Source organism: Streptococcus sp. DTU_2020_1000888_1_SI_GRL_NUU_041A (genome assembly GCF_032387735.1).
Classification (GTDB): domain Bacteria; phylum Bacillota; class Bacilli; order Lactobacillales; family Streptococcaceae; genus Streptococcus; species Streptococcus sanguinis.
Map to the genome: position 1 here is coordinate 1827265 of NZ_CP135591.1, position 19396 is coordinate 1846660.

The 19396-nt window shown below is 39.9% G+C and carries 20 protein-coding genes; 3 read left to right on the plus strand and 17 right to left on the minus strand.

All coding sequences use genetic code 11. From position 1 onward, the window contains the following. Positions 1-261: 261 nt before the first annotated feature. The 6 genes from RSK81_RS09025 to RSK81_RS09050 form a co-directional block, all read right to left on the minus strand. Complete coding sequence (locus RSK81_RS09025) at positions 262-1002, minus strand: class I SAM-dependent methyltransferase (protein ID WP_002899847.1); 741 nt, start codon at positions 1000-1002, stop codon at positions 262-264. A 184-nt stretch (positions 1003-1186) separates the two neighbouring features. Beyond that, positions 1187-3040, minus strand: a complete 1854-nt coding sequence (locus RSK81_RS09030) for a SpaA isopeptide-forming pilin-related protein (protein ID WP_315686595.1) — start codon at positions 3038-3040, stop codon at positions 1187-1189. Between the two features lie 293 nt (positions 3041-3333). Next, on the minus strand, positions 3334-3519 hold the full coding sequence (locus RSK81_RS09035) for a hypothetical protein (protein WP_125351201.1): 186 nt from the start codon (positions 3517-3519) through the stop codon (positions 3334-3336). 33 nt (positions 3520-3552) lie between these two features. Beyond that, the gene (locus tag RSK81_RS09040; RefSeq protein WP_185759981.1) at positions 3553-3909 is read right to left on the minus strand and encodes a class Ib ribonucleoside-diphosphate reductase assembly flavoprotein NrdI; all 357 of its coding nucleotides are present in this window, start codon (positions 3907-3909) and stop codon (positions 3553-3555) included. Further along, the gene (locus RSK81_RS09045) at positions 3910-4257 is read right to left on the minus strand and encodes a hypothetical protein (RefSeq protein ID WP_125351203.1); all 348 of its coding nucleotides are present in this window, start codon (positions 4255-4257) and stop codon (positions 3910-3912) included. Between the two features lie 198 nt (positions 4258-4455). Further along, entirely contained in the window at positions 4456-5067 is a 612-nt protein-coding gene (locus tag RSK81_RS09050; RefSeq protein WP_315686597.1) for a TetR/AcrR family transcriptional regulator, read from the minus strand. Positions 5068-5172: 105 nt separating this feature from the next. On the opposite strand from RSK81_RS09050, the gene RSK81_RS09055 reads away from it, so the two are divergent. Beyond that, a complete protein-coding gene (locus tag RSK81_RS09055; protein ID WP_125356724.1) occupies positions 5173-6126 on the plus strand; it encodes a hypothetical protein in 954 nt (317 codons plus the stop codon). A gap of 123 nt (positions 6127-6249) precedes the next feature. Here RSK81_RS09055 and RSK81_RS09060 read toward each other — a convergent pair whose 3' ends face one another. From RSK81_RS09060 to RSK81_RS09075, 4 genes are read right to left on the minus strand one after another with little or no spacing between them, the layout of a single operon-like run. Beyond that, the gene (locus tag RSK81_RS09060) at positions 6250-6666 is read right to left on the minus strand and encodes a DUF3021 domain-containing protein (RefSeq protein WP_002923695.1); all 417 of its coding nucleotides are present in this window, start codon (positions 6664-6666) and stop codon (positions 6250-6252) included. Between the two features lie 10 nt (positions 6667-6676). After that, positions 6677-7132 carry a LytTR family DNA-binding domain-containing protein gene (locus RSK81_RS09065; protein WP_315686600.1) on the minus strand — a complete coding sequence of 152 codons (456 nt, stop codon included), beginning with the start codon at positions 7130-7132 and terminating at the stop codon, positions 6677-6679. A gap of 22 nt (positions 7133-7154) precedes the next feature. Then, on the minus strand, positions 7155-8000 hold the full coding sequence (locus tag RSK81_RS09070; protein WP_315686602.1) for an ABC transporter permease: 846 nt from the start codon (positions 7998-8000) through the stop codon (positions 7155-7157). 1 nt (position 8001) lies between these two features. Further along, positions 8002-8868, minus strand: coding sequence for an ATP-binding cassette domain-containing protein (locus RSK81_RS09075; protein WP_125347026.1), 867 nt, complete (start codon positions 8866-8868; stop codon positions 8002-8004). Positions 8869-9059: 191 nt separating this feature from the next. Here RSK81_RS09075 and RSK81_RS09080 point away from each other — a divergent pair, with 191 nt between their 5' ends. Continuing rightward, positions 9060-11402 (plus strand): DNA repair protein, encoded by a 2343-nt coding sequence (locus RSK81_RS09080; RefSeq protein WP_268682303.1) that lies wholly within the window; start codon positions 9060-9062, stop codon positions 11400-11402. Here RSK81_RS09080 and RSK81_RS09085 read toward each other — a convergent pair. Then, positions 11397-12395 carry a D-alanine--D-alanine ligase gene (locus tag RSK81_RS09085; RefSeq protein WP_268682304.1) on the minus strand — a complete coding sequence of 333 codons (999 nt, stop codon included), beginning with the start codon at positions 12393-12395 and terminating at the stop codon, positions 11397-11399. The genes RSK81_RS09080 and RSK81_RS09085 overlap by 6 nt on opposite strands. Positions 12396-12493: 98 nt before the next feature. On the opposite strand from RSK81_RS09085, the gene RSK81_RS09090 reads away from it, so the two are divergent. After that, positions 12494-13423, plus strand: coding sequence for a tyrosine-type recombinase/integrase (locus RSK81_RS09090; RefSeq protein WP_125347137.1), 930 nt, complete (start codon positions 12494-12496; stop codon positions 13421-13423). A gap of 66 nt (positions 13424-13489) precedes the next feature. Here the strand turns inward: RSK81_RS09090 and RSK81_RS09095 are convergent, their stop codons facing one another. From RSK81_RS09095 to RSK81_RS09120, 6 genes are all read right to left on the minus strand, one after another. Continuing rightward, positions 13490-15490 (minus strand): ABC transporter permease, encoded by a 2001-nt coding sequence (locus RSK81_RS09095; protein WP_125347138.1) that lies wholly within the window; start codon positions 15488-15490, stop codon positions 13490-13492. Further along, positions 15471-16250: an ABC transporter ATP-binding protein gene (locus RSK81_RS09100; protein ID WP_002899832.1), complete on the minus strand. Its 780-nt coding sequence runs from the start codon at positions 16248-16250 to the stop codon at positions 15471-15473. Before RSK81_RS09100 ends, RSK81_RS09095 begins: the two co-directional genes overlap by 20 nt. A 169-nt stretch (positions 16251-16419) precedes the next feature. Then, the gene (locus RSK81_RS09105) at positions 16420-17175 is read right to left on the minus strand and encodes a TraX family protein (RefSeq protein ID WP_011837282.1); all 756 of its coding nucleotides are present in this window, start codon (positions 17173-17175) and stop codon (positions 16420-16422) included. Between the two features lie 148 nt (positions 17176-17323). After that, entirely contained in the window at positions 17324-17704 is a 381-nt protein-coding gene (locus tag RSK81_RS09110; RefSeq protein ID WP_268682305.1) for a class Ib ribonucleoside-diphosphate reductase assembly flavoprotein NrdI, read from the minus strand. 11 nt (positions 17705-17715) lie between these two features. Next, positions 17716-18696, minus strand: a complete 981-nt coding sequence (locus RSK81_RS09115) for a sensor histidine kinase (RefSeq protein WP_002903202.1) — start codon at positions 18694-18696, stop codon at positions 17716-17718. Continuing rightward, on the minus strand, positions 18680-19366 hold the full coding sequence (locus RSK81_RS09120; RefSeq protein ID WP_009659088.1) for a response regulator transcription factor: 687 nt from the start codon (positions 19364-19366) through the stop codon (positions 18680-18682). The genes RSK81_RS09115 and RSK81_RS09120 overlap by 17 nt, the downstream gene beginning before the upstream one ends. Between the last annotated feature and the right edge of the window lie 30 nt (positions 19367-19396).

Below are 19396 nucleotides of genomic sequence, written 5' to 3' on the forward strand. Positions count from 1 at the left end.
TCCCCATCTTGTCAGTGCCCGCTTTCTAAAAAGCGAACATTTATAGATACATTACATCTACATTTTATCATACTATAAGAAAAATGGCTATACACAAAAGAAGATTTTTTTAACATTTGTTTACCTTTTTGTCATTTAGAAGAGGTGGACGATTTATATGGTTCATTCGCAAATCAAACCACTATTGTTAGGGTCAATTACGTCTGACAATCAATGTCCTCAATAACATAGAAAAACCGGAAAAAGTCCAGTTCTTCTGATTTATTTCCTAAACGTCAGGACATAAAATTTTCCGTCCCAGAGGAGTTTCAACTCCTTCTCCTTGACACCGGCCGGTATAGCGGCCTCAATTTCTCCCAAATCAACGGTAGCGTCCTTAAAATAGTCCTTGCTGAAGTGGTTCTTCTTATATTGCTGGTCCACATAGTCTGCCGTCTCGTCTGAAATCATAATCTTAGTTCCTGGCTTAGCCACCCGCAGCATTTCCTGCATGGCCTTGGCCTTATCACTAAAGAAATTAATTCCACCGATATGATAGACGATGTCAAAGCTATTATCTGCAAAAGGCAGATCCTCTGCACAAGCATGAAAGAGTTGCAGATTTGTCTTCTTGGCACAGGATTTCTGACATTTTTTCAGCATGCCTATGGAAATATCTGCCCCAACAAAGTCTAGGCTTTTCAGGTCAATATTCTCAGGAATGTAGCGCAGGTCTTGACCAGTCCCGATAGAGACATAAAGGACGGATAGATGATCTTTCCATTCTATTTCTGCCATCTGGTCCTTTCTCAGCTTGTCAATAGCTTTGCCATGGAGAAGTGGCCCTATCCATTTTTCACCAAAATCATACCAGCGAGCCAAGCGATTGTACATGGTCATATACTTGGCATTGTCCCCTGAGACATAGTCCGAATTCAGCGCCAGATAGATGTCTCCATCTTTTTGAAAATCCGCTAACTTCAAACCTGGCTTGAACTTCTCTTGTATTTTTGTATCTGTCATATCTTCTGTCTCCTTTTTCTATTTGTCATTTATTATAGAGGATTCTGAGACAAAAACAAGAGTTTTTCCGTAAGTGGCTGCCCTGCATAAGTAACTGGAAGAAATTGCTCAGTAAGTTGCAAAATAGCTAGACAAAATAAGCAAACAAAAGAAGATAAAGCATTCTGCCTTATCCTCTCTTTGTTTATTTACTCAGTTGAGTCTTACGGTAAAGTCCTAAAAGAGCCAGGACTACCAGACCAGCAAGAACTAGTCCAAGGCTTTCAGCAGAGCCAGTCGCAGGAAGAACTTTTTTAGATTTTCCTTGACCGTCTGCTGCTTTATCAGAATCAGATGATTGATTTGGCTTAATGCCACCTTGAACTGCTTTATCAGGCGTACCAGGTGCAGCTGGTGCCGCTTGGTCAGTAATGAACAACTTACCATCTGTATACTCTACTGCATTGCTATTAGCGTCTAGAACTGTTACAGTGCCATCTTCATTGACTTGGAAGACAATATCAGTCACAGCCAGATAACCTGTCGGAGCCGCTTCCTCATGGAAGGTGTAAATACCTGGCTCTAGGTTAATTTCCTTAGATTGGTCAGCTTCTGAAGTCCAAGATGCGACAGGGCTGCCCTTGCTTTCCCGTCCCTTGAAAATCTGAATCTGAGCACCGGCAATTTCCTCACCAGCTAGATTGACCTTGCTGAAGGTTACCTGTTTGTCTGTTGGACTTTGAGTTTGCTTATTGACTACATTGACTGCAACCAATCTGCTGTCTCCAGAATCTCCAGATTCCGGACTGCCTACGTTCAAAGTCTTACCAAAATCTGTTGGACTGATGGTAATATCCTCTGTCAGGCGATCGTAACCAGCTGGAGCAGTCGTTTCACGCAGGATATAAGTGTCACGCAGAAGATTACCAACTTCCGCGTTCCCATCTGCATCTGTCGTGATTGTGCCAACCACCTTATTGGTCGCTTTCCGCACCACTTCAAAGACTGCACCGCTCAGAGAAGCATTAGACTCATCTGTCTTGTGGACCTTAACCTTGAAGTTATAGCCTTCGGACTTTCCGCCAGCAATCTGATAAGAGTACTCGTTGGTGACAGACACTGTCTCGGTATTGTTGTAGTTCATGGTAGCCTTATTTCCTACAACCTCTCCATCAGCCAAATCATAGTCGGCCAGCGTCTTGTACTCAACTAGGTAGCCGAAGCCTTCTACATCTCCGAAGTTGATTGTCAAGCTATCGCCTTCAGCGCCAAAGGTCATCTTAGACTGGAAGTCTGCTGTTACATCTTCAGTCGAATCACGCGCCCAATCTCCATTATTCCAGCGCCAAGAAACCTTATAAACCCGTACAGAGTCTTGAACAATCTTAGCGTTTGTATCACCCAACTTGTCCGTCACAGAGACATTTTTGTAATTGCCCATGTTGCGGTTAATGGCTACATTGTAGCGGATTTCATTCTTAGCATCAGCATCCCACTGAAAAGCACTCTTTTCTAGCAGAGACTCATACTTTTTCGGCGGCCCATTATAGTGAATGCTGCCGGCTGGAATTCTATTATTGCCTACAGTGAAAGTAGCTGGAATATCTCTTTCCTCTGTGACGACCTCGTGGTCAATCCGCGAATAGAAGAAAAACTCGCCTCTGACACCAGACTTCTGCTCCACATAGTCTGTGTAGGTCAGTGTGATGGTCTTGGCATTGCTATCCAGGACTCCATTAGCCACCAGGGCTCCGTTTTCATCCTTGAGCTCAATAGCTGAGGAATTCCCAAAGGTAAATTCATTCGGCAAATGAATCACTGTCGTATCACCCGCATGGGCTTGGTTGTCCGGCAGGGCAAACTTAGCATAGACTCGGAAGGTCTGCCAGATATCTACACCATTGGTCAGCTGCTCACCAGAGTTAGTGGTCAGGTGCATCTCAGTGATGACATCATTGAGCTCCGCCGCATGAGCCTTAAGGGTTCCGGCTAGGAAAGGCAGGAACACACCTAGACAGAGAATGATGAGCTGAAACCATACTCTCAGTTTTTTATTCATGCAATCTTCCTTTCTCACAAGTAAAATTTGTTTAAAAGTACAGCGTATTGGCCAGCCAGTCGAACACGTTCTTTTCATGTTTTTCTGCCTTTTTGACAAACACTGGAAAGACAATACTAATTCATTGTACCATATTGACTATTAAAAAACTATAGGAATGCTCACAGGGTTTTATCATAAAAAAGGAGAAAGAAGACGCTAAGCCTTCTCTCTCCTTTATGGTAGGCAAAACAGGCCAAAAGATGACCTAAAAATCATTGAACAACTTCAGCTCTTCTATTTTGACAAAAAAGTCAATCTTTATGTGACGCACTGGAAGTTGCATCTACCTGATTCTGATCTGTTTCTTCTTGTTTGGAAGAATTTCTTTCCGTCTTATCTGAAGTGTCGGGCTCTTTCTGTGTATGCCCGCAGGCCGTTAGGATAAAGACAGAAATCAGAGCCAGAAACAAGCTCCCAATTTTCTTGAACCTAGACATACGAGTTCTCCATTTATGCGAAACTTGATGAGACTAGCACTCCGCCAAAAATGCCTGCACAGTCTTGACATCTTCTGGAGTTCCGCCTTGGTCAATATCGCAGATATGCTGGAGTCCATATTTTTCGATAATCAGGGCAGTAGCTCCGCAGAAGGTCCGGCCGTGTTTAACAGAGTCGCCATTGTTAACAAAACCTTTAATCAGCCCAGGATATTTCTTGATAAAGCGTTTGGTAGACCAAGGAATTTTCCCAGCACCAGCATTTCGAGTAATGAGGATACAGGGTTCTTCCAGTTTTTCCTTGATGTTCTGGGTCGGATAGCCCAGTGATTCTGCAAATCGTTTACCAATACCAGTATTTGAATCATAAACTACAATCATCTTCATCACCTACTTTCTTAAAAAAAGGATAGCAAACCAAGCCGCAAAGCCTAAAACCACAACATCTGAGATGAGCATAAGCATGAACTCCAAATCTGGCATCATGTGAATGTACATCAGCAATGACAAAGTTGCCAAAGCCAGTGCCGTCAGCTTAACAACTGCCGGCAAGCTCGGAATCAAAGCTGCTCCGATTAGGACAAGGATGAGACCTCCGACTAAAAATGACTGAAAATCCACACTCAAACTAAAACCAACTGTCACGCCGCCGTAGCCAATGGTCAAAAGACCAATCAGCACTAGACAGATACCTAAAATAGCCATTCCACTCATGGCAAATCCTCCTTGCTTATTCATTTTTTTCCTCACTTTCTATTTTTGAATGAACAGTTCCTAATATTCATTCAAAACTTTCTAAAAAATAATTCACTTTAAACTTATCCAATCACGTTTCTTCCCATTCCTATTCGCACTACATAAGACATCACCTCCTTCTTTGTGAATGAATAGTTTTATAGATTCATTCATTTCGGCTTCTAAGAAAAGGAATTTCCTCTATTTGGAAAAAATCCCCTTAACAAAATATTTCACTAAAGTCTCAAGACTATCGAAGTAGCCTGAAAATTCCTGCTCTGTGACATGCATGTCTATGTAGTAAATCAAGTCATATACCTTCATGATCTCCGCAATTTTCTCCTTCGAAAAGCCCTCTTCCTGCAAGCGCTGGCTGAAGGTCTGAATCAGAAACTGATGAAAAGCGTTGGACGCTCGTCCGGAATCCTGATTATAGTAATCATGCAGAATCTGAGAAATGCCCGGCTTGTTCCACTCAGCCAGAATTTTATTGGGTGAAATCAACTCAAAAGTGACTGCAAAAAGCTGTTCAACGATTGCCTCGGGCTCGCCCTGCCAGTCCACACGTCGCATGGTTTCCTCACGTATACGGCTATTTTCAGCTATATAAACCTCCAAGAAGATAGCTTCCTTGGACTCATAATACTTGTAAAAGGATCCGACAGCCATCTGGCTTCTCTTAGCAATATCAGAAATTCCAGCTGCCTTATAGCCTTTTTCTGCAAAGACTTCTCTAGCCGCAGCCAGGAGCTCATTTTTTTTATCCATTTCCCTGCCTCTTTTGTGAATGAATTCGTTTTTATGTTCATTCATATTTTAACACAATCTTGCCACTTGTCAAGCATTTATGTTATACTATACAAAAAAGATAGTTTGCTAATCAAATTATTTTTTAGATTTTATTTTGGAGGTTGAGCTATGCTCAAGGAAAGACGAAACCAGGGTACCATCGCCCTACTGGTAATTTCTCTTATTTTTCTAGTTGTTGCTGCAGTAATGGGCTTTATCCAATACCAAAAGGTCAACACTAAGACTGCCTATGACCGAAATAGCGAGTCTGGAGCAGATTCAGCAGTCTATGCTGAAGTGTCATATATTTTCCCAGAGGCTCTGATTGAAGTAGAAGATAATACCCAAGTTTGGCTGGTTGCCTACCAAGACGGATATGTTGGTCTGCAGGCTAAAAAAGGGGACAAGCAGATTGCCCAGCTCTTGGAAAAAGAGAAAAAGGGCGAGCTGGAAAAAAATCCTGTCCGAATCGTTGGTTCCTACGTTAATGCTAACTCCCCTAAGAAGAATCAGGGATATATTTCTAATTATGGCAGCCTCGTTCGCGGTCTCCTAGCAGACAATCCCGAAGTCATCACAGTAATGTCAAGCAGCTCCTATATCTCTATCACTGAATTTGAATCTGACAATCTTGCATTCATGTTCTATATTCTGTTTTTGATTGGACTCAGTGCTTTCTTTGTCGTTATAGGAATTATCGGCCGCAAGAAAAATATCGCTGCCTACGAAGAAATCTATGCAGCCTATCCAGAGACCAAAGATAATCTCAATATCCTGCTGGAGCAAGCGTCTTTCCACGATGATGTGCTGAAAATTGCTGTTTATAAAGACCATCTCATTACCTACTATCGAGGTTTCAAAGCAATTGATCTCAAACAGGTCGTCCATCTCTACCACCATATTCTCACCATGCATCGCGGCTTCGTTGCTTCAAACAGAAACTCAACCTTAGTTGCTGTTCGAAACAATCAAAAGAAATACCAAATGCCTATTAAGAACATTGGTAAAACAACAGATACCAAACTCCAGTCAACTTTTGACTATCTCTACAACCACTTCCCTCATATCAGATTGGGAGTGTAATAGCACATAAAACTCAAGCTAGAAAATTTAGCTTGAGTTTTTTTAGATATAAAAAACAGGAGCAGGATATAGTCCAGCTCCATTTATTTTTATGATATGCTTGTCAGAACGTTTTTCAGCAAGTCACTTGCCTTCTTTTTCCTTTCTGCGCTTGGCCAAGGCGCTGTTAATCTTCTTGGTCTTAAGATTGGTATCCAAGTAAAGAAAGAGCCATACAAAGAGATAAATCAGAATAAAATCCAGCCAGAAATGCCAGTTGGCAATTAAAAATCCCCAGTTATTGTAGACCATGAAGCAGCATACCAAGACTGCGACCGCAGCGAAATGTAGCAAAACCGAGACTGAAAAAGAGAAGCGGTCTTCAAGAGTTTTTAACATTGAACTGATGAGTCCGATCAAACCGCTCATCACCATGACACTGACGATATTACTTGTTGTGGGCGGATGTTTTTGAATGGAGAGAGCAAGGACAATCAGATAGACCGCACTCCCTGTCTGGATGCCCATTAATATAGCGTGTAGACATTTTTTTATACTCATCACTTACCTCCTAGATTCCCAGATATTCCATCAAGAGTTTGACATAACGACGGCTGACTTCAGTCTTGATTTGATTGGTCAGCTTGGCCGTCATATTGCCAGAAAAGCTGTCAGACAAAGACTCCAGATGGTCAATATTGATGACAGCATGCCGAGAAACCTGGATAAAGTTCGAGCTGTTAATCCGTTGCTGAAAGCGAGTCAAGGTCTCTGTCGTCTGGCAAATGCCTTCTCTGCTGTAAATCATCAGAGTTGTCTGGTTGATGTCTGCTAAGATAATATCTTCTGTCCTCAACATGACCAGTTTATCGTCCGACTTGATAGGCAGGACGCCACTTGGCCCTGCCTTGTACTGTTCTAAATAATCTAAGATGGCCTTGGCTTCTGCCCCTAGCTGGTCTGCCTTGACCACAACCAGCGGATCCTTGGATGAAATGGTTGGATCTGTTTCAAATTTTGCTTGCAAGAGGAAGCTCCCTATTCACATTCTATTGTAGTTTCAGCCGGCGGATGGCAATCATATTTTGCACCATCCAAATAAGCGCTATTGCAACTAAAACTATTCCAACTATATAGAAAGTTTCTGTCCTTGTCAAGAGCTTCTGCCATTCAATGCGAATTCCCATTGTTTTTTCAAAAGCTGCTTGCGGCTGGCTGTTATTGGCAAAAGTATCTGCTAGACTTTCTTTCATGAGAACCTGTCTGAAAAGAGATGCCATGTAGTTAGAAGGCGTAAGCTTCATCAGGTTTTGCGCCATGTTCGGCAAGGTTCCAATGGGGATATAGGTACCCACTAGAAAACCAGAAGTTGCTCCGACTACTGTTGCCAATTTCCCTAAACTATCCACTGATTTGAAGCATTGAACAATCAGAGCATTTATCAGTGTGGACAAGAGGCTGTTTAAGAGCATCAGAAGAACCAGGTAAGGAAGGATTCCCCACTCAAAAGAAATTTTATCCGCTAGCGTAAAATAGCTGAGCATAAAGGCAAACATAATGACCTGCATCAAAAAGCCGATAATAACAGAGCTGACAAGATAACTAAGCTGCAAGCCCCATGGTCCCAAGTCTGTGATAAAGAGGTCGTCTGTCACCTTCCGCTCCCGATCTTCGACCTGCCGAGAGAATGCTGCCAATGTGGTCGTTAATCCTGTAACTGCCAACACGCCGCCAATCAGCCACAAGTCCATCAGCTGGCTGGAATGGTCTTTGTAATTATTTTTCAAAAAAACGATATAAAGCACAAAGGGAATAATGGCTCCGAAGAGGGACAAAATTACCCCACTGCGGTTGCGGAAATAAAGTAAAAAATTACGTTTTATCAAAGCGAGCATATTAGCGTACCTCTCTTCCTGTCAGTGCCATAAAGGCATCGTCCATGGTTCCGGGTTGGAATTCAAATTGTTCGATATAGGGACCAGCCTGAGCCAATAAGGTCAGAGCTTCTTGAGTCGTTTTAGGGTGGAGGATAAATTCCCCTTCCTTAACTTGCTCCCAAGCGTAGCCTCTTGGCAAGCTTTTCTCTAAACCTGTTGCATCTTGACTCAAAATCCGTAAGACATTGCGGGCATAGTTTCCCTTAATCTGGTCTGCAGAGCCTTGGGCAATGACCTGACCATGATCTACGATATAGATCTTATCCGCATCATCAGTTTCATTGAGATAGTGGGTTGTCAAGACAATGGTCATCTGCTCTTCTTTCTGAATCTGCTTGAGAAGGCTCCAGATGCTCTCCCGAGTCTGAATGTCCAGGCCTGTCGTAGGCTCATCTAGAAAAAGCAGGTCGGGACTATTGAGCAAGGCTCGAGCAATGTCCACCCGGCGCTTCTGGCCGCCAGAAAGTGTCCCATAAGGCTGCTTGACAAAGACTGACAAGCCGAGCTGAGAGACCAAGCACTCGATTCTACCTGCCGGCATCTCCTTATACTGCTTGGCTCTGATAGTCAGATTTTCCAAAACTGTCAACCGGGCGTCCAACACACTGTTTTGGAAAACCACACCCAGCCTAAGCTTTTCAGCATAGCAAATCTGCCCAGACGTTGGCTTCAAGAGACCTATCAGCATCTGAATGGTCGTAGATTTTCCTGCTCCGTTTGGTCCTAAAATAGCTGTGAAACTGCCTCTCTCAATCTGAATATTCAGATCATTAACTGCCACCTTATCGCCATAAACCTTGCTAAGATTTTTCGTTTCTACTAACATGATCTTTTCTCCTTTTCTTTACTTCTGAGACTATGATAGCAAGTCTTTTTTGAAAAATCTCAGCTTTTTGGACAAGCGGTAAAATGAGGGAGATGAGAGGTTGAAAAAAACATATAAAATTCTAAGTTTATTTATTATCGTTATTATGCTATAATAACGATAATAAATAGTTATCGGTAGGAATTTTAATTATGTCTCGCTGGAATCAATTTTTAACAGAAATTACTAATTCAATTATTCAAACTCATACAGATCGAAAGTCACTTTCACTGTATGTTCCATTCGAAGATTCTTTATCAAAATCTTTAGCATTTGATAAGATATCTCAAGAACTATTAGAAATAGGAATTGAGGGAAATGGGACAGTATTATATAGTGATTTCGGCGATAAAGATATTACAGATAAGTATAAACTTTCCTTTACAGAAAAATTTTTCAAACCTATTTCAATATCTGTTAATAAGTCAATATCTGGATTCGGCACAGCTGGCATCTCATTTAAATATGATTCAACTGAGATAGAGAAGAAAATACTAAATAACAGCAGCAACTATAGATTAATATTCCTAATTCAGCATTGGGAGTGGTTGGAAAGTGAACTAAAATTATTTTTTATACGTCTCATTAATAATATCTCCGATTATGAAAATAAATATAACAAATCAATTATTATTGTAGTTGGGGGCACGAAGTTAAACAATAATGACATTAACTTTTCAAAAAAACTTGATATTCATCATTTTGAATTAGATGATCTAAAGGACACTTTAGGTAATATTATACAAACTTCAAATATATCTGACGATTTGGTAGATATACTGTATCCTCTAACAAAAGGGAACTTAGAAGAAATTTACAATTTTATTTCACTATCATGTAATAGTTCTAATATTGAAAAATTATTGGATGATTTGTTAAACACGATTGAGAAAGATTTTAGAGAGAATAAAATTGATATTAACTTCATATATCAGCTATCTGTTCTTCCTGAATATTTCAACCCGTATGATGCTGAAGAATATTTTAATTTAAAAACTTTTCAAATTGAAAAAGCCATTGATATATTAAAAAAATTACTAGTCTTAATCCCTGCAAAAAATAGAACAAATTTTTATAGTTTGATACTGATTATGAAAAATAAGCTTCTTTTAACAGTTGAAAAAGGACAAAAAGAAATTTATAGACGGTACTATCATTATCTATGCGGGAAAGAGCCTTTTAATTACAGCCTAAAAATAGAAATTTCGGCAAGACTTAAGGAGAGTCAAGAGTATTTGCTATCACTATATTTACTTTGGTATGAACATTTATTGAATCAAAATGAGATACTAGAAAGTGAAAAAAATAGTTTAAATAGGCTTGAATTTCTCACCGAAGAGACTAAATCAACATTTTTAAAATGTATTGAATACAAATATACAGATGGTGCTAACTCCCTTTATAAAGAAATCTTACCCGAAAGTTCTTTACTATCTTCAATATTATTAAAAAATGATATCAATTTTCAGGGAAATACATCACAAGATTTTTCTTTTCATTCACTTTGTGATACACTTTACGACAATATATTAGCCGAAAGTGCCAAAGATGTCATTATTGAGCCCGTTCACTATCTTTCATGTATTTATATGCTACTACCTCATTTGATAGATAAACTTAATGAAATTGATAAATTTCAAGTTTTAAATGAAGATATCGTAAATAAATTTTATGTAACAAAAGATATTGAGCAAAGTGCACAATATCTTAAAAATATCTATTTAAGAAAAAGTTTTTTATACAAGGACAACGATAGATCAATTGATGATGCAAACAAAGCTTTAAAATTTTTTAACAATCTTGATGATAAAATTGAACAGTATTACACACTTGGTAGTCTTCTAGGATTATTACTTGTTTCTTCTAACTATGAGCGAGCAAATCAGGTGAAACAAGAAATAGAATCATTATCAGATAAATATAATCTCCCACTATACTGGAAATCAAAAAATAATTTTATTGTACTAGACTTTCTTTCAGGTTTGGAAGGAGAATTTGATTATTGGAAATCTCAATTTGAAGGCATTCTTGCTGAGTATGATTTAAATGATGTGAGTAAACACTTAATATATACAAATCTATGTTCAATCTCTCTGTATTTTTCTAAAACAGAAGAGTACAAATGTTATAAAACGAGACTTGAAGAATTGATGGGAGTTGATAATTTAGCTGATGTCAATGATACTTCAATAGATGACTTTTACCGCTATTTTTTCGGGTGGTTTGAGTTTTGTAAATCATTGCTAGAGAATAATCGCCAACTTGCTAAAAATAAATATTTGCAATTAAAAAATTTTTATCCAATAATCTTTCAATCAGAGAAAAAAATGCTGATTGAAAAACATCGTCGTTATGGAAGAATTTGGAAATCGGATGTAAAAACAGGAAAGGAATTTTCTGAATTTCTATCACAATCTAAGTTCTCTTCAAAGGAGTGGACTTACTATCGAATGGGGCTTATGCTGACTGATATACAGTATACTAGTGCATTATAAACTACTTAGTATTACTAGTTTGTGAACATCGGTCATTGTAAATCCATATTGTTCGAAGTTATAATTAAATGAACTATGGTTAGTTGTGTAAGGCATTGTTGCAATATCAAATACAAAATAACTCCCATCTGACTTTATTCTAAAATCAACTCGTCCGTAAGTCGTTATACCTAAATACTTGGCGAGTTTTTTTGTTGCTTTTTTTAATTCCGTACATATTTGCTGATTTTCTAACATTTCAAATGAATAGCTATTGCTATCAGATAGTTCGCTTGTCAAAATTTCTGAATAAGATACGATTTTTACTGGATTTAATACAAGATACTCTCCTTTAATATTAAAAAATGGGACTTCAACTTCAATTCCTGAAATATACTCTTGCAAAAGAAAATCTGTTTTTTCAATATTTTTCCACTCAAAATTATCTACGATTGAATCATTGGAAAGATTAATACTTGCTGATTCTGAAATCTCTTTTCTAATATATTTTTGAGTTTCAAAAGGCTCACCTAATACTTCGCCACCTTTTATACAAACCGTTTTAGGTGTTGAAATATTAAACCTATCTGCAACAGCTCCCCAAATAAATTTATTACGACATAATGAAACCGTTAGCGCATTGGAACCTGTATAATCAATACTAAAATAGTCACAAAAAGATGGAATCAACGATTTTTTTCCTTCTTTTCGTCCGTCTCTAGCCAAATTATAAACTAATAATGTTTCTTTTGATAAGTATGAATAGTGTTTTAATATATATTCTACGAAATCTATTTCAGTATAAAAAACATTCAAACATAATCCAGTTTTTAACAATGCTGAGGCTATCTCCTCAAATTCTGATAGCGAAAAAAATTCACTATCAGATGCGTGTTCAATTGTATAATAAGACATTTTTTTAGTTTGCATTTGCAAATTGGCAACCAAAAATAGATTAGTTTTTTGGCATTCTTTGTCAAATTTTTCAAGGTAAGACTTTATTAACTTTTTCACTATAGAACTTCCCTCTCCTACTGATAACTATTTATTATCGCTAGAAATTTATATGAAATTTATTTAAAATATAAATTATAATCTTAAAGGAGTTCCAAATGCCAGATATCTTATTTATCGAAAAATTTTTAAAAGAATGTGAATTTAGAAAATTAAGTTCTCACACTATTAGAGCCTATAAAAATGATTTATATCAATTTAAACATTTCATTTATAAAAATGATCTTTCATCAGTGGATGTTAAGCCATATATAGATTTTTTATCTAAGCAATATGATAATACTAGAACACTAAAAAGGAAAATTGCATCTATTAAAAGTCTGTATTCTTATTTAGAAAGTGAGGAAATCATCCTTTCAAATCCAATAAAAAAAATAAAGTGTAAATTTAAAAATGACAAATCTTTGCCCAGACTGATCTCCCCTAGAGTCATCAGTATGATTTTATTACAAGTGTATCAAAATTTAAATAATTCCCATACCTGCTTTTCAAAATTTATTTCTCTTAGAAACGTACTCATTATAGAGCTCCTTATTCGGACTGGCCTTCGAATTTCTGAACTTTGTTCTTTGATGTGGCAAAATATTGATTTCTCAACAGGCACGTTATTTATTAAAGGGAAAGGAAACAAAGAAAGAGTAGTCTACATTGAAGATAAAGATTTTATGGAACTTTTGAACTATTATAAAAAGAATTTTATGATAAATTCTAAGTATGTATTTCTCAATCGTTACCATCAAAAACTATCAGAGCAAGCTGTCAGGTTAATATTAAATGATTTAAAACAAAAATTACATATTACCCAGCCTGTAACTCCACACATGTTTCGCCATACTTTTGCGACACAATTGTTAGAAAATGATGTCGATATCCGTTATATCCAAAAAATTCTTGGTCATAGTTCAATCAATGTGACTCAAATTTATACACATATTCAAATGAATAAAGAGAGAGAAATTATGAAATCTAAAAACCCGAGACTGAGTTATAAATCTATCTCTTCACTCAATCCCAGTCATACTATATAATTCACTACAACTAAAAATGGCTTATTGACATCAAAACTTCCCCGACCATTCGGTCAGGGAAGTTTATTAGCGGGCGACAATCTTGCGGTAACTGCGTGAAGTCAGTAAGAAAACTAAAATATAGGTCAGGAGGAAGACTCCGCAAGTTGCAAGTGTCGTCTGAATCAAAAGAGGAAGATTGGTCACACCTAGTAGGGCAACTATCAAGCGCAACATGTGAAAGACCGCTGCTACATGTAGAAAAGCAAAGATGAGAGGTAGGAAGAAAACAGTCAAAATCTGCTTACGAATGGTACTTCTAGTCTGCTTTTCATCTAAACCAACTTTTTGCAAGATGATAAAGCCATCGCGATCTTCATATCCTTCAGAGATTTGCTTGTAGTAAATCACGAGAACAGCTCCTAGAAGGAAGATAACGGAGAGGAAGACACCGATGAAGAGCAAGGTTCCAGTAAGTTCTTGATAGCTCTTTTCTGCACTATAACGGTCACTAGCTATTGCGAAGCTACCATCTTGAGCCTGTTCCTGATCCAAAGCGTCCCTCAACCCCAGTTGGACTTGCTCGACAAACTTTTTACTGCCCTTAGTCTCTGAAGCAACTCCAATGTAGTAGTAATGATCCACATCGAGATTAACCTCTTTGACATCATTGACCACCATATAGAGCCCCTGTTCCATGGTCACATCGTTTGGATTAGGAATTTCCCCATGCGTGAAATTCGACGATAAAAGCTGCTTAATCTTCCAGTCCTTGCCATTCACTCGGAGAGGCTTATCCTTATTCAAGGAAATATTTTTCCCGTAAACTAAGGTTTCATTGTCTGCCAAGTCTATCTTTTCCCCTGTCATTTTTTCATAATCCTGACGATTGATGACTGTAATCGTGCCGGCAGACTTGGTCAAGATACTTGTATCCGACTCCAGCTCTCTTTGCATTGGAACTGTTACATCATTACCAGACAGTTTCGTAATGAAGGCTGATTGGTAGAGATAGGTAGTATAGCTCGGCTTCTTCAGACCTGAGTCCTGAGCGACTTGCTGAACCTTGTCTAACAGAGCCTCCTTCTGATCGGTCGATTTCGGCAAGACGACGCTGACATTGTAATCCTTTGGATGCAAGGTAGTAATATAATCCTGACCTCCAACATAGATATTGATTGTACCAACCAGAGTCACTAAGAGCATGGTAGATAGAATGGAGATAGTTGCCAATCCTGCTGCATTTTTACGCATCCGCGAGATGAGATTGGAAACAGAAATGAAATTCTGCGTTTTATAGTAGTAGCCTTTGCGCTTTTTGAGAAATTTCAATAGTGTAATTGAACCTGCATTAAAAAGCAGATAGGTTGCGATGATAACCATGACCACAGCTATAAAGAAATTGCCGATAGCAGCGACGGGCTTGGTAACGGTCAAAGCCATATAATAAGCCACACCCATGAGCAGGAGCCCCAGCAAGGTTTGCAGAAAAAGGAAGCGTCCCTTCTTCTCGCCTGCTTTCTTTTCTTTCATTAGGTTAAGAGAGCTATAGCGTAGAAGACGCGTAGAGTTGAGCAACAAAATTACCGCAAAAGCGACACCCAGACTAGCTAGAGTCATCCAGACGTTCTTCCATTGGAAGGTCGAGGCAAGAACTGCCGGCATTCCCATCAATTTCAAAAGAACTGCATAGAGCATCTTATCTAAAGCTAGGCCAGACAAGACTCCCAGACCAACTGTAACCAGATAAAAGACACAGAGCTCAAAGAAGGTCATGACTAACAGATGCTTTTTCTCCATGCCCAGCAGACTATAGACTCCCAACTCTCGGGAGCGGTTTTTCATGACGAAGCTATTAGCATAGGTAATGAGGATAAGGACGGCAATCTGAATGACATGGATACCAAACTGCAAGGTCATGCGAGCTGCCGAACCACCATAAGAGGTCTCCATGTTGGGGCTATGAGCCAGTGAGACAAAACTATACAAAATCGCTGTTGCAAGTACCGTCGCCAAAGCAAATGGATAATACAAACTGCGATTTTTAACCAGATTGGACAAAGCCAGTTTACTCGTTAGTTTGAACATAATTGCCCACCTCACTTGCCATAACTGTCAGAGTATCAGAAATCTCTTGGAACATCTGCCGCTCGGTCTTGTCACCGCGGAAGATTTGATTATAAAGAATCCCATCCTTGATAAAGAGCACCCGCTTGGCACGGCTAGCCGCTGCAGTTGAGTGGGTCACCATGAGAATGGTTTGACCGCGGGCATTGATATCATCAAAGACATCCAACAAGGCTGCCGAAGACTTGGAATCCAAAGCTCCCGTCGGCTCATCCGCCAGCAGAATCTCAGGATCTGTGATGATGGCTCGAGCTACTGCAACCCGTTGCTTCTGGCCACCGGAAATCTCATAAGGAAACTTCTCTTGCAGCTTGTTAATCCCCAGCTCGTTGCAGGTCGTGACCAGCTTTTGCATCATCTCGGTAATGGGACGGCGAGAGAGGACTAGCGGCAGAAGAATATTATCCTTGACCGACAGGGTATCCAACAGATTGAAATCCTGAAAGACAAAGCCTAATTTCTCTCGGCGGAAGCTGGAAGCCTGGCTGTTTTTGATGGTTGCCGTGTCAGTTCCGTTGAGAAAGACGCGGCCCTCAGTCGGCTTGTCCAACATGGCTAGGATGTTGAGCAAGGTGGATTTCCCAGAACCCGACTCACCCATGATGGCGACATATTCACCTTTTTCTACCGTAAAGTGAATGTCTTTCAGTGCCTCCACTTGACTACCCTGAAAGCGAGTTTTATAAATTTTTTTCACATGCTGTACGTCTAATAATGTCATCTTGCTTCCTTTCTGTCTAGCAGGCACCTATCAAAGCCCTGCTTTTAGCAGTATTTATGAACTGCCTCCTAATTGATAAGTCTATTTTATCTCAATACCAACCACCCTGCCATAACCTAAGCTTACATTTTAAAGTGCAATCTTACACTTTTGTAAGATGAGATGGGCTTTATTTTACCCAAAAGGCAATCAAAGCAATTAGCCAAAGGTGGGCTGGATAGAAAATATAGAAGAAATATTTGCTCCACTTGCTGCTGGATCCTCGCTCACCATTGTAGAAGTGCAAGAGAGGAAGAACACTGATAAAGAGCCAGTCTGAATTATAGAGCAACATAGATAGCGTGTCCTGCAGAGTTGGATAAATTTGAATACTCATGGCAAAGAGAATTCCCGCCCAAACTACATAGGACAAGTTTCTGAAAAAGACTTGATTTCTAAAAAGGTAGGTCAAGAGCATGAAAGGAAGCAGAGCCATGCCGCCTTCGCTAAAGAGAAGCCCAACCAGCAAGACCAATACTCCTGCCGCTATCCGCAAACCACGCTTCCTATCCTTAGCAGCTCCGCCATTTTCAGAAAAACCAAAGAAAAGACTCAGCATGAGGACCCCGCAGGCCAAGGTCAGGAAGATATTGTGAGTGAGGTAAATGCCCTTCTCCTGAAAGAGAAGCGTCAAGATACAGTTTCCTGTTTGCATCAGGGCTGCCCAAAAGAAGAGCCGCATATTGTAAGCTAGGCGGTTACGAGTGTGGAGAAAACCTTCCACTGCCATGAAGGCAAATGCTACTCCGACACAGCGGGTTAGGGCATGCAAGACGCCATCCCAGCCGTCCGGCACCAGCCCCGGTATCTGGCTGATATGGTCAAAAACCATAAGAAATGCCATGAAGAGCTTCAACTGAAAAGCATTTATACCTTTTGATTTCATTTTTCTGTCTCCTTCTTATTTCTTGACTCTATGATAATAAAAAAGAAAGGCCGGTACCATAACCTAACCTTTCATTTGCTAGTTTTATTCTTACAATTTTGTCACTTTTAAAAATCATGCAGGAGCATTCGTAAAAATAGGACAAAACCTAGTTACTTTTATGAGAGCTTTCATCTGTCTGCAACTGTTCCAGAAAGTCTTTGACTGTTTGTCGGTCTTCTTCCGTTCCAGAGCCCTCTATGTTACGAATATGGCGGAGACCATACTGCTCCACTATCTTATCCGTTGCCCCGCAAAAGGTCCGCGGATAACGCTTCTGGTTGCCATTGATGACAAAGCCTTTGATTAGACGTCTGTACTTTCTGATGAAGCGCTTGGTCGTCCACGGAATCTGCCCTGCTCCGCTATTTCTGCTGACTAAAATACAGGGCTCCTCCAGCTTTTTCCAGACTGACTGGCTAGGCATTTCCAGACTATTAGCAAACTTCTTTCCCAAACCAGTCAGACTATCATAAACCACTACTAGCAACTTTCTTTCTCCTACTCAAAGATCAATTTCTTCTCAGGAAAGGCGATGGAAACCGTCGTTCCCTGACCAACTTGAGAGTCTATAGCAATCTTATGTCCCAGCTGATCAGCAATTTTCTTGGACAGATAAAGACCTAAGCCTGATGACTGCTGGGTCAGACGACCATTGTAGCCTGAGAAACCACGCTCAAAAACCCGCAGCAAATCAGCATTTTGAATGCCCAGACCCGTGTCCTTGATGTAGAGTCTGTCCTCATGAAAATAAATCTCTATGCTGCCTTCTTTGGTGTATTTAAGACTATTGGACAGGACCTGCTCCAAAATCACTAGAAACCACTTTTTATCAGTGACAATCGTGTGGTCTAGATCATGAAGATTGAGGCTGAGTCCTTGCTGAATAAAGAAAAGGGCATATTTCTTGACTACTTCTCTGACCAAATCAGCCAGATTTTCCTGCTTCAGCACTAGATCGTCGTGGAAGCTTTCCAGACGGAGGTACTGAAGCACCAGATGAACGTAGGACTCGATTTTAAAGAGTTCCTGCTCCAACTGAGTCTTGGTTTCCTTATCCTTCAAGTCTCCAATCAAGAGCGAGCTGGCAGCAATAGGTGTCTTGACTTGATGAACCCAAAGAGTATAGTAGTCCAGCAAATCATTGTATTTCTCCTGCTCAACCAAGAGCTGATTCTTCTGCTCGTACTCCAGCTCCTCCACTCGTTCCTGCAAGAGCTTTTCTAGAGGAGTCTGAGCCTGAGCAGAGGCCTGTAGCTTCTGGCTGCGATAAGCCTTATAGGACGTCCAAGCATCTGCTCCGATAAACAAGAAAGATAGAAAAGCCAGCAAGAGCGCGACATATTCCAGCAGACTGCGGTAAGCATCAAAGACAAAGGCAAAGATCAGAATAAAGCCTAGCAGCAGAATCAGTAGAGCTAGAAAAAATCGCCGTGAATAAAGATAAGACTTAAGAAAGAAAAATTTATCCTGTGTGTCCATTGATGAGACCGTATCCTATTCCTTTTTTGGTTTCGATAAAGTTTTTCAGCCCGTGCTCTTCAAGCTTCTTACGCAGGCGAGCGACATTGACCGATAGGGTATTGTCGTCGATGAAAAAGTCACTGTTCCAGAGTTCCTTCATCAGGTCATCACGCGCTACGATACCATCCGAGTGCTCGAAGAGGACCCGCAAAATCTGAAATTCGTTCTTGGTCAAGGTCACCACTTTGCCATCAAAGACCAGATCTGTCGACTTGAGATTGAGAATGACACCCTGATGCTCCAAGAGACTCTGGTCGTTTCCAAACTCATAGGAACGACGCAGCAAGCCCTGAACCTTAGCCAGAAAGACATTATTGTCAAAAGGCTTGGTAACATAGTCATCTGCCCCCATATTGATAGCCATGACAATGTCCATGGACTGATCGCGGGAAGACAGAAACATGATAGGCACCGTTGAAATCTTGCGGATTTCCTGACACCAATGATAGCCGTTGAACAAGGGCAGGCCGATATCCATCAACACCAGATGTGGCTCCTCTCGAACAAAGACAGTCAGTACATCCATAAAGTCCTCGACTGCCACTACCTGAAAGCCCCACTGTTCCAGCATTTTCTTAATCATCTGACGGATGACTGGATCATCTTCTACTAGTAAAATCTTGTGCATCTTTCCCTCCCGATTGCTTACTAGTAACAT

What these genes read in the sequence shown, in the direction of transcription:
- RSK81_RS09025 (WP_002899847.1), bottom strand. Translation starts at nt 1,002, where the DNA reads ATGACAGATACAAAAATACAAGAGAAGTTCAAGCCAGGTTTGAAGTTA.
- RSK81_RS09030 (WP_315686595.1), bottom strand. Translation starts at nt 3,040, where the DNA reads ATGAATAAAAAACTGAGAGTATGGTTTCAGCTCATCATTCTCTGTCTA.
- RSK81_RS09035 (WP_125351201.1), bottom strand. Translation starts at nt 3,519, where the DNA reads ATGTCTAGGTTCAAGAAAATTGGGAGCTTGTTTCTGGCTCTGATTTCT.
- RSK81_RS09045 (WP_125351203.1), bottom strand. Translation starts at nt 4,257, where the DNA reads ATGAATAAGCAAGGAGGATTTGCCATGAGTGGAATGGCTATTTTAGGT.
- RSK81_RS09050 (WP_315686597.1), bottom strand. Translation starts at nt 5,067, where the DNA reads ATGAATGAACATAAAAACGAATTCATTCACAAAAGAGGCAGGGAAATG.
- RSK81_RS09055 (WP_125356724.1), top strand. Translation starts at nt 5,173, where the DNA reads ATGCTCAAGGAAAGACGAAACCAGGGTACCATCGCCCTACTGGTAATT.
- RSK81_RS09060 (WP_002923695.1), bottom strand. Translation starts at nt 6,666, where the DNA reads ATGAGTATAAAAAAATGTCTACACGCTATATTAATGGGCATCCAGACA.
- RSK81_RS09070 (WP_315686602.1), bottom strand. Translation starts at nt 8,000, where the DNA reads ATGCTCGCTTTGATAAAACGTAATTTTTTACTTTATTTCCGCAACCGC.
- RSK81_RS09075 (WP_125347026.1), bottom strand. Translation starts at nt 8,868, where the DNA reads ATGTTAGTAGAAACGAAAAATCTTAGCAAGGTTTATGGCGATAAGGTG.
- RSK81_RS09080 (WP_268682303.1), top strand. Translation starts at nt 9,060, where the DNA reads ATGTCTCGCTGGAATCAATTTTTAACAGAAATTACTAATTCAATTATT.
- RSK81_RS09090 (WP_125347137.1), top strand. Translation starts at nt 12,494, where the DNA reads ATGCCAGATATCTTATTTATCGAAAAATTTTTAAAAGAATGTGAATTT.
- RSK81_RS09095 (WP_125347138.1), bottom strand. Translation starts at nt 15,490, where the DNA reads ATGTTCAAACTAACGAGTAAACTGGCTTTGTCCAATCTGGTTAAAAAT.
- RSK81_RS09100 (WP_002899832.1), bottom strand. Translation starts at nt 16,250, where the DNA reads ATGACATTATTAGACGTACAGCATGTGAAAAAAATTTATAAAACTCGC.
- RSK81_RS09105 (WP_011837282.1), bottom strand. Translation starts at nt 17,175, where the DNA reads ATGAAATCAAAAGGTATAAATGCTTTTCAGTTGAAGCTCTTCATGGCA.
- RSK81_RS09115 (WP_002903202.1), bottom strand. Translation starts at nt 18,696, where the DNA reads ATGGACACACAGGATAAATTTTTCTTTCTTAAGTCTTATCTTTATTCA.
- RSK81_RS09120 (WP_009659088.1), bottom strand. Translation starts at nt 19,366, where the DNA reads ATGCACAAGATTTTACTAGTAGAAGATGATCCAGTCATCCGTCAGATG.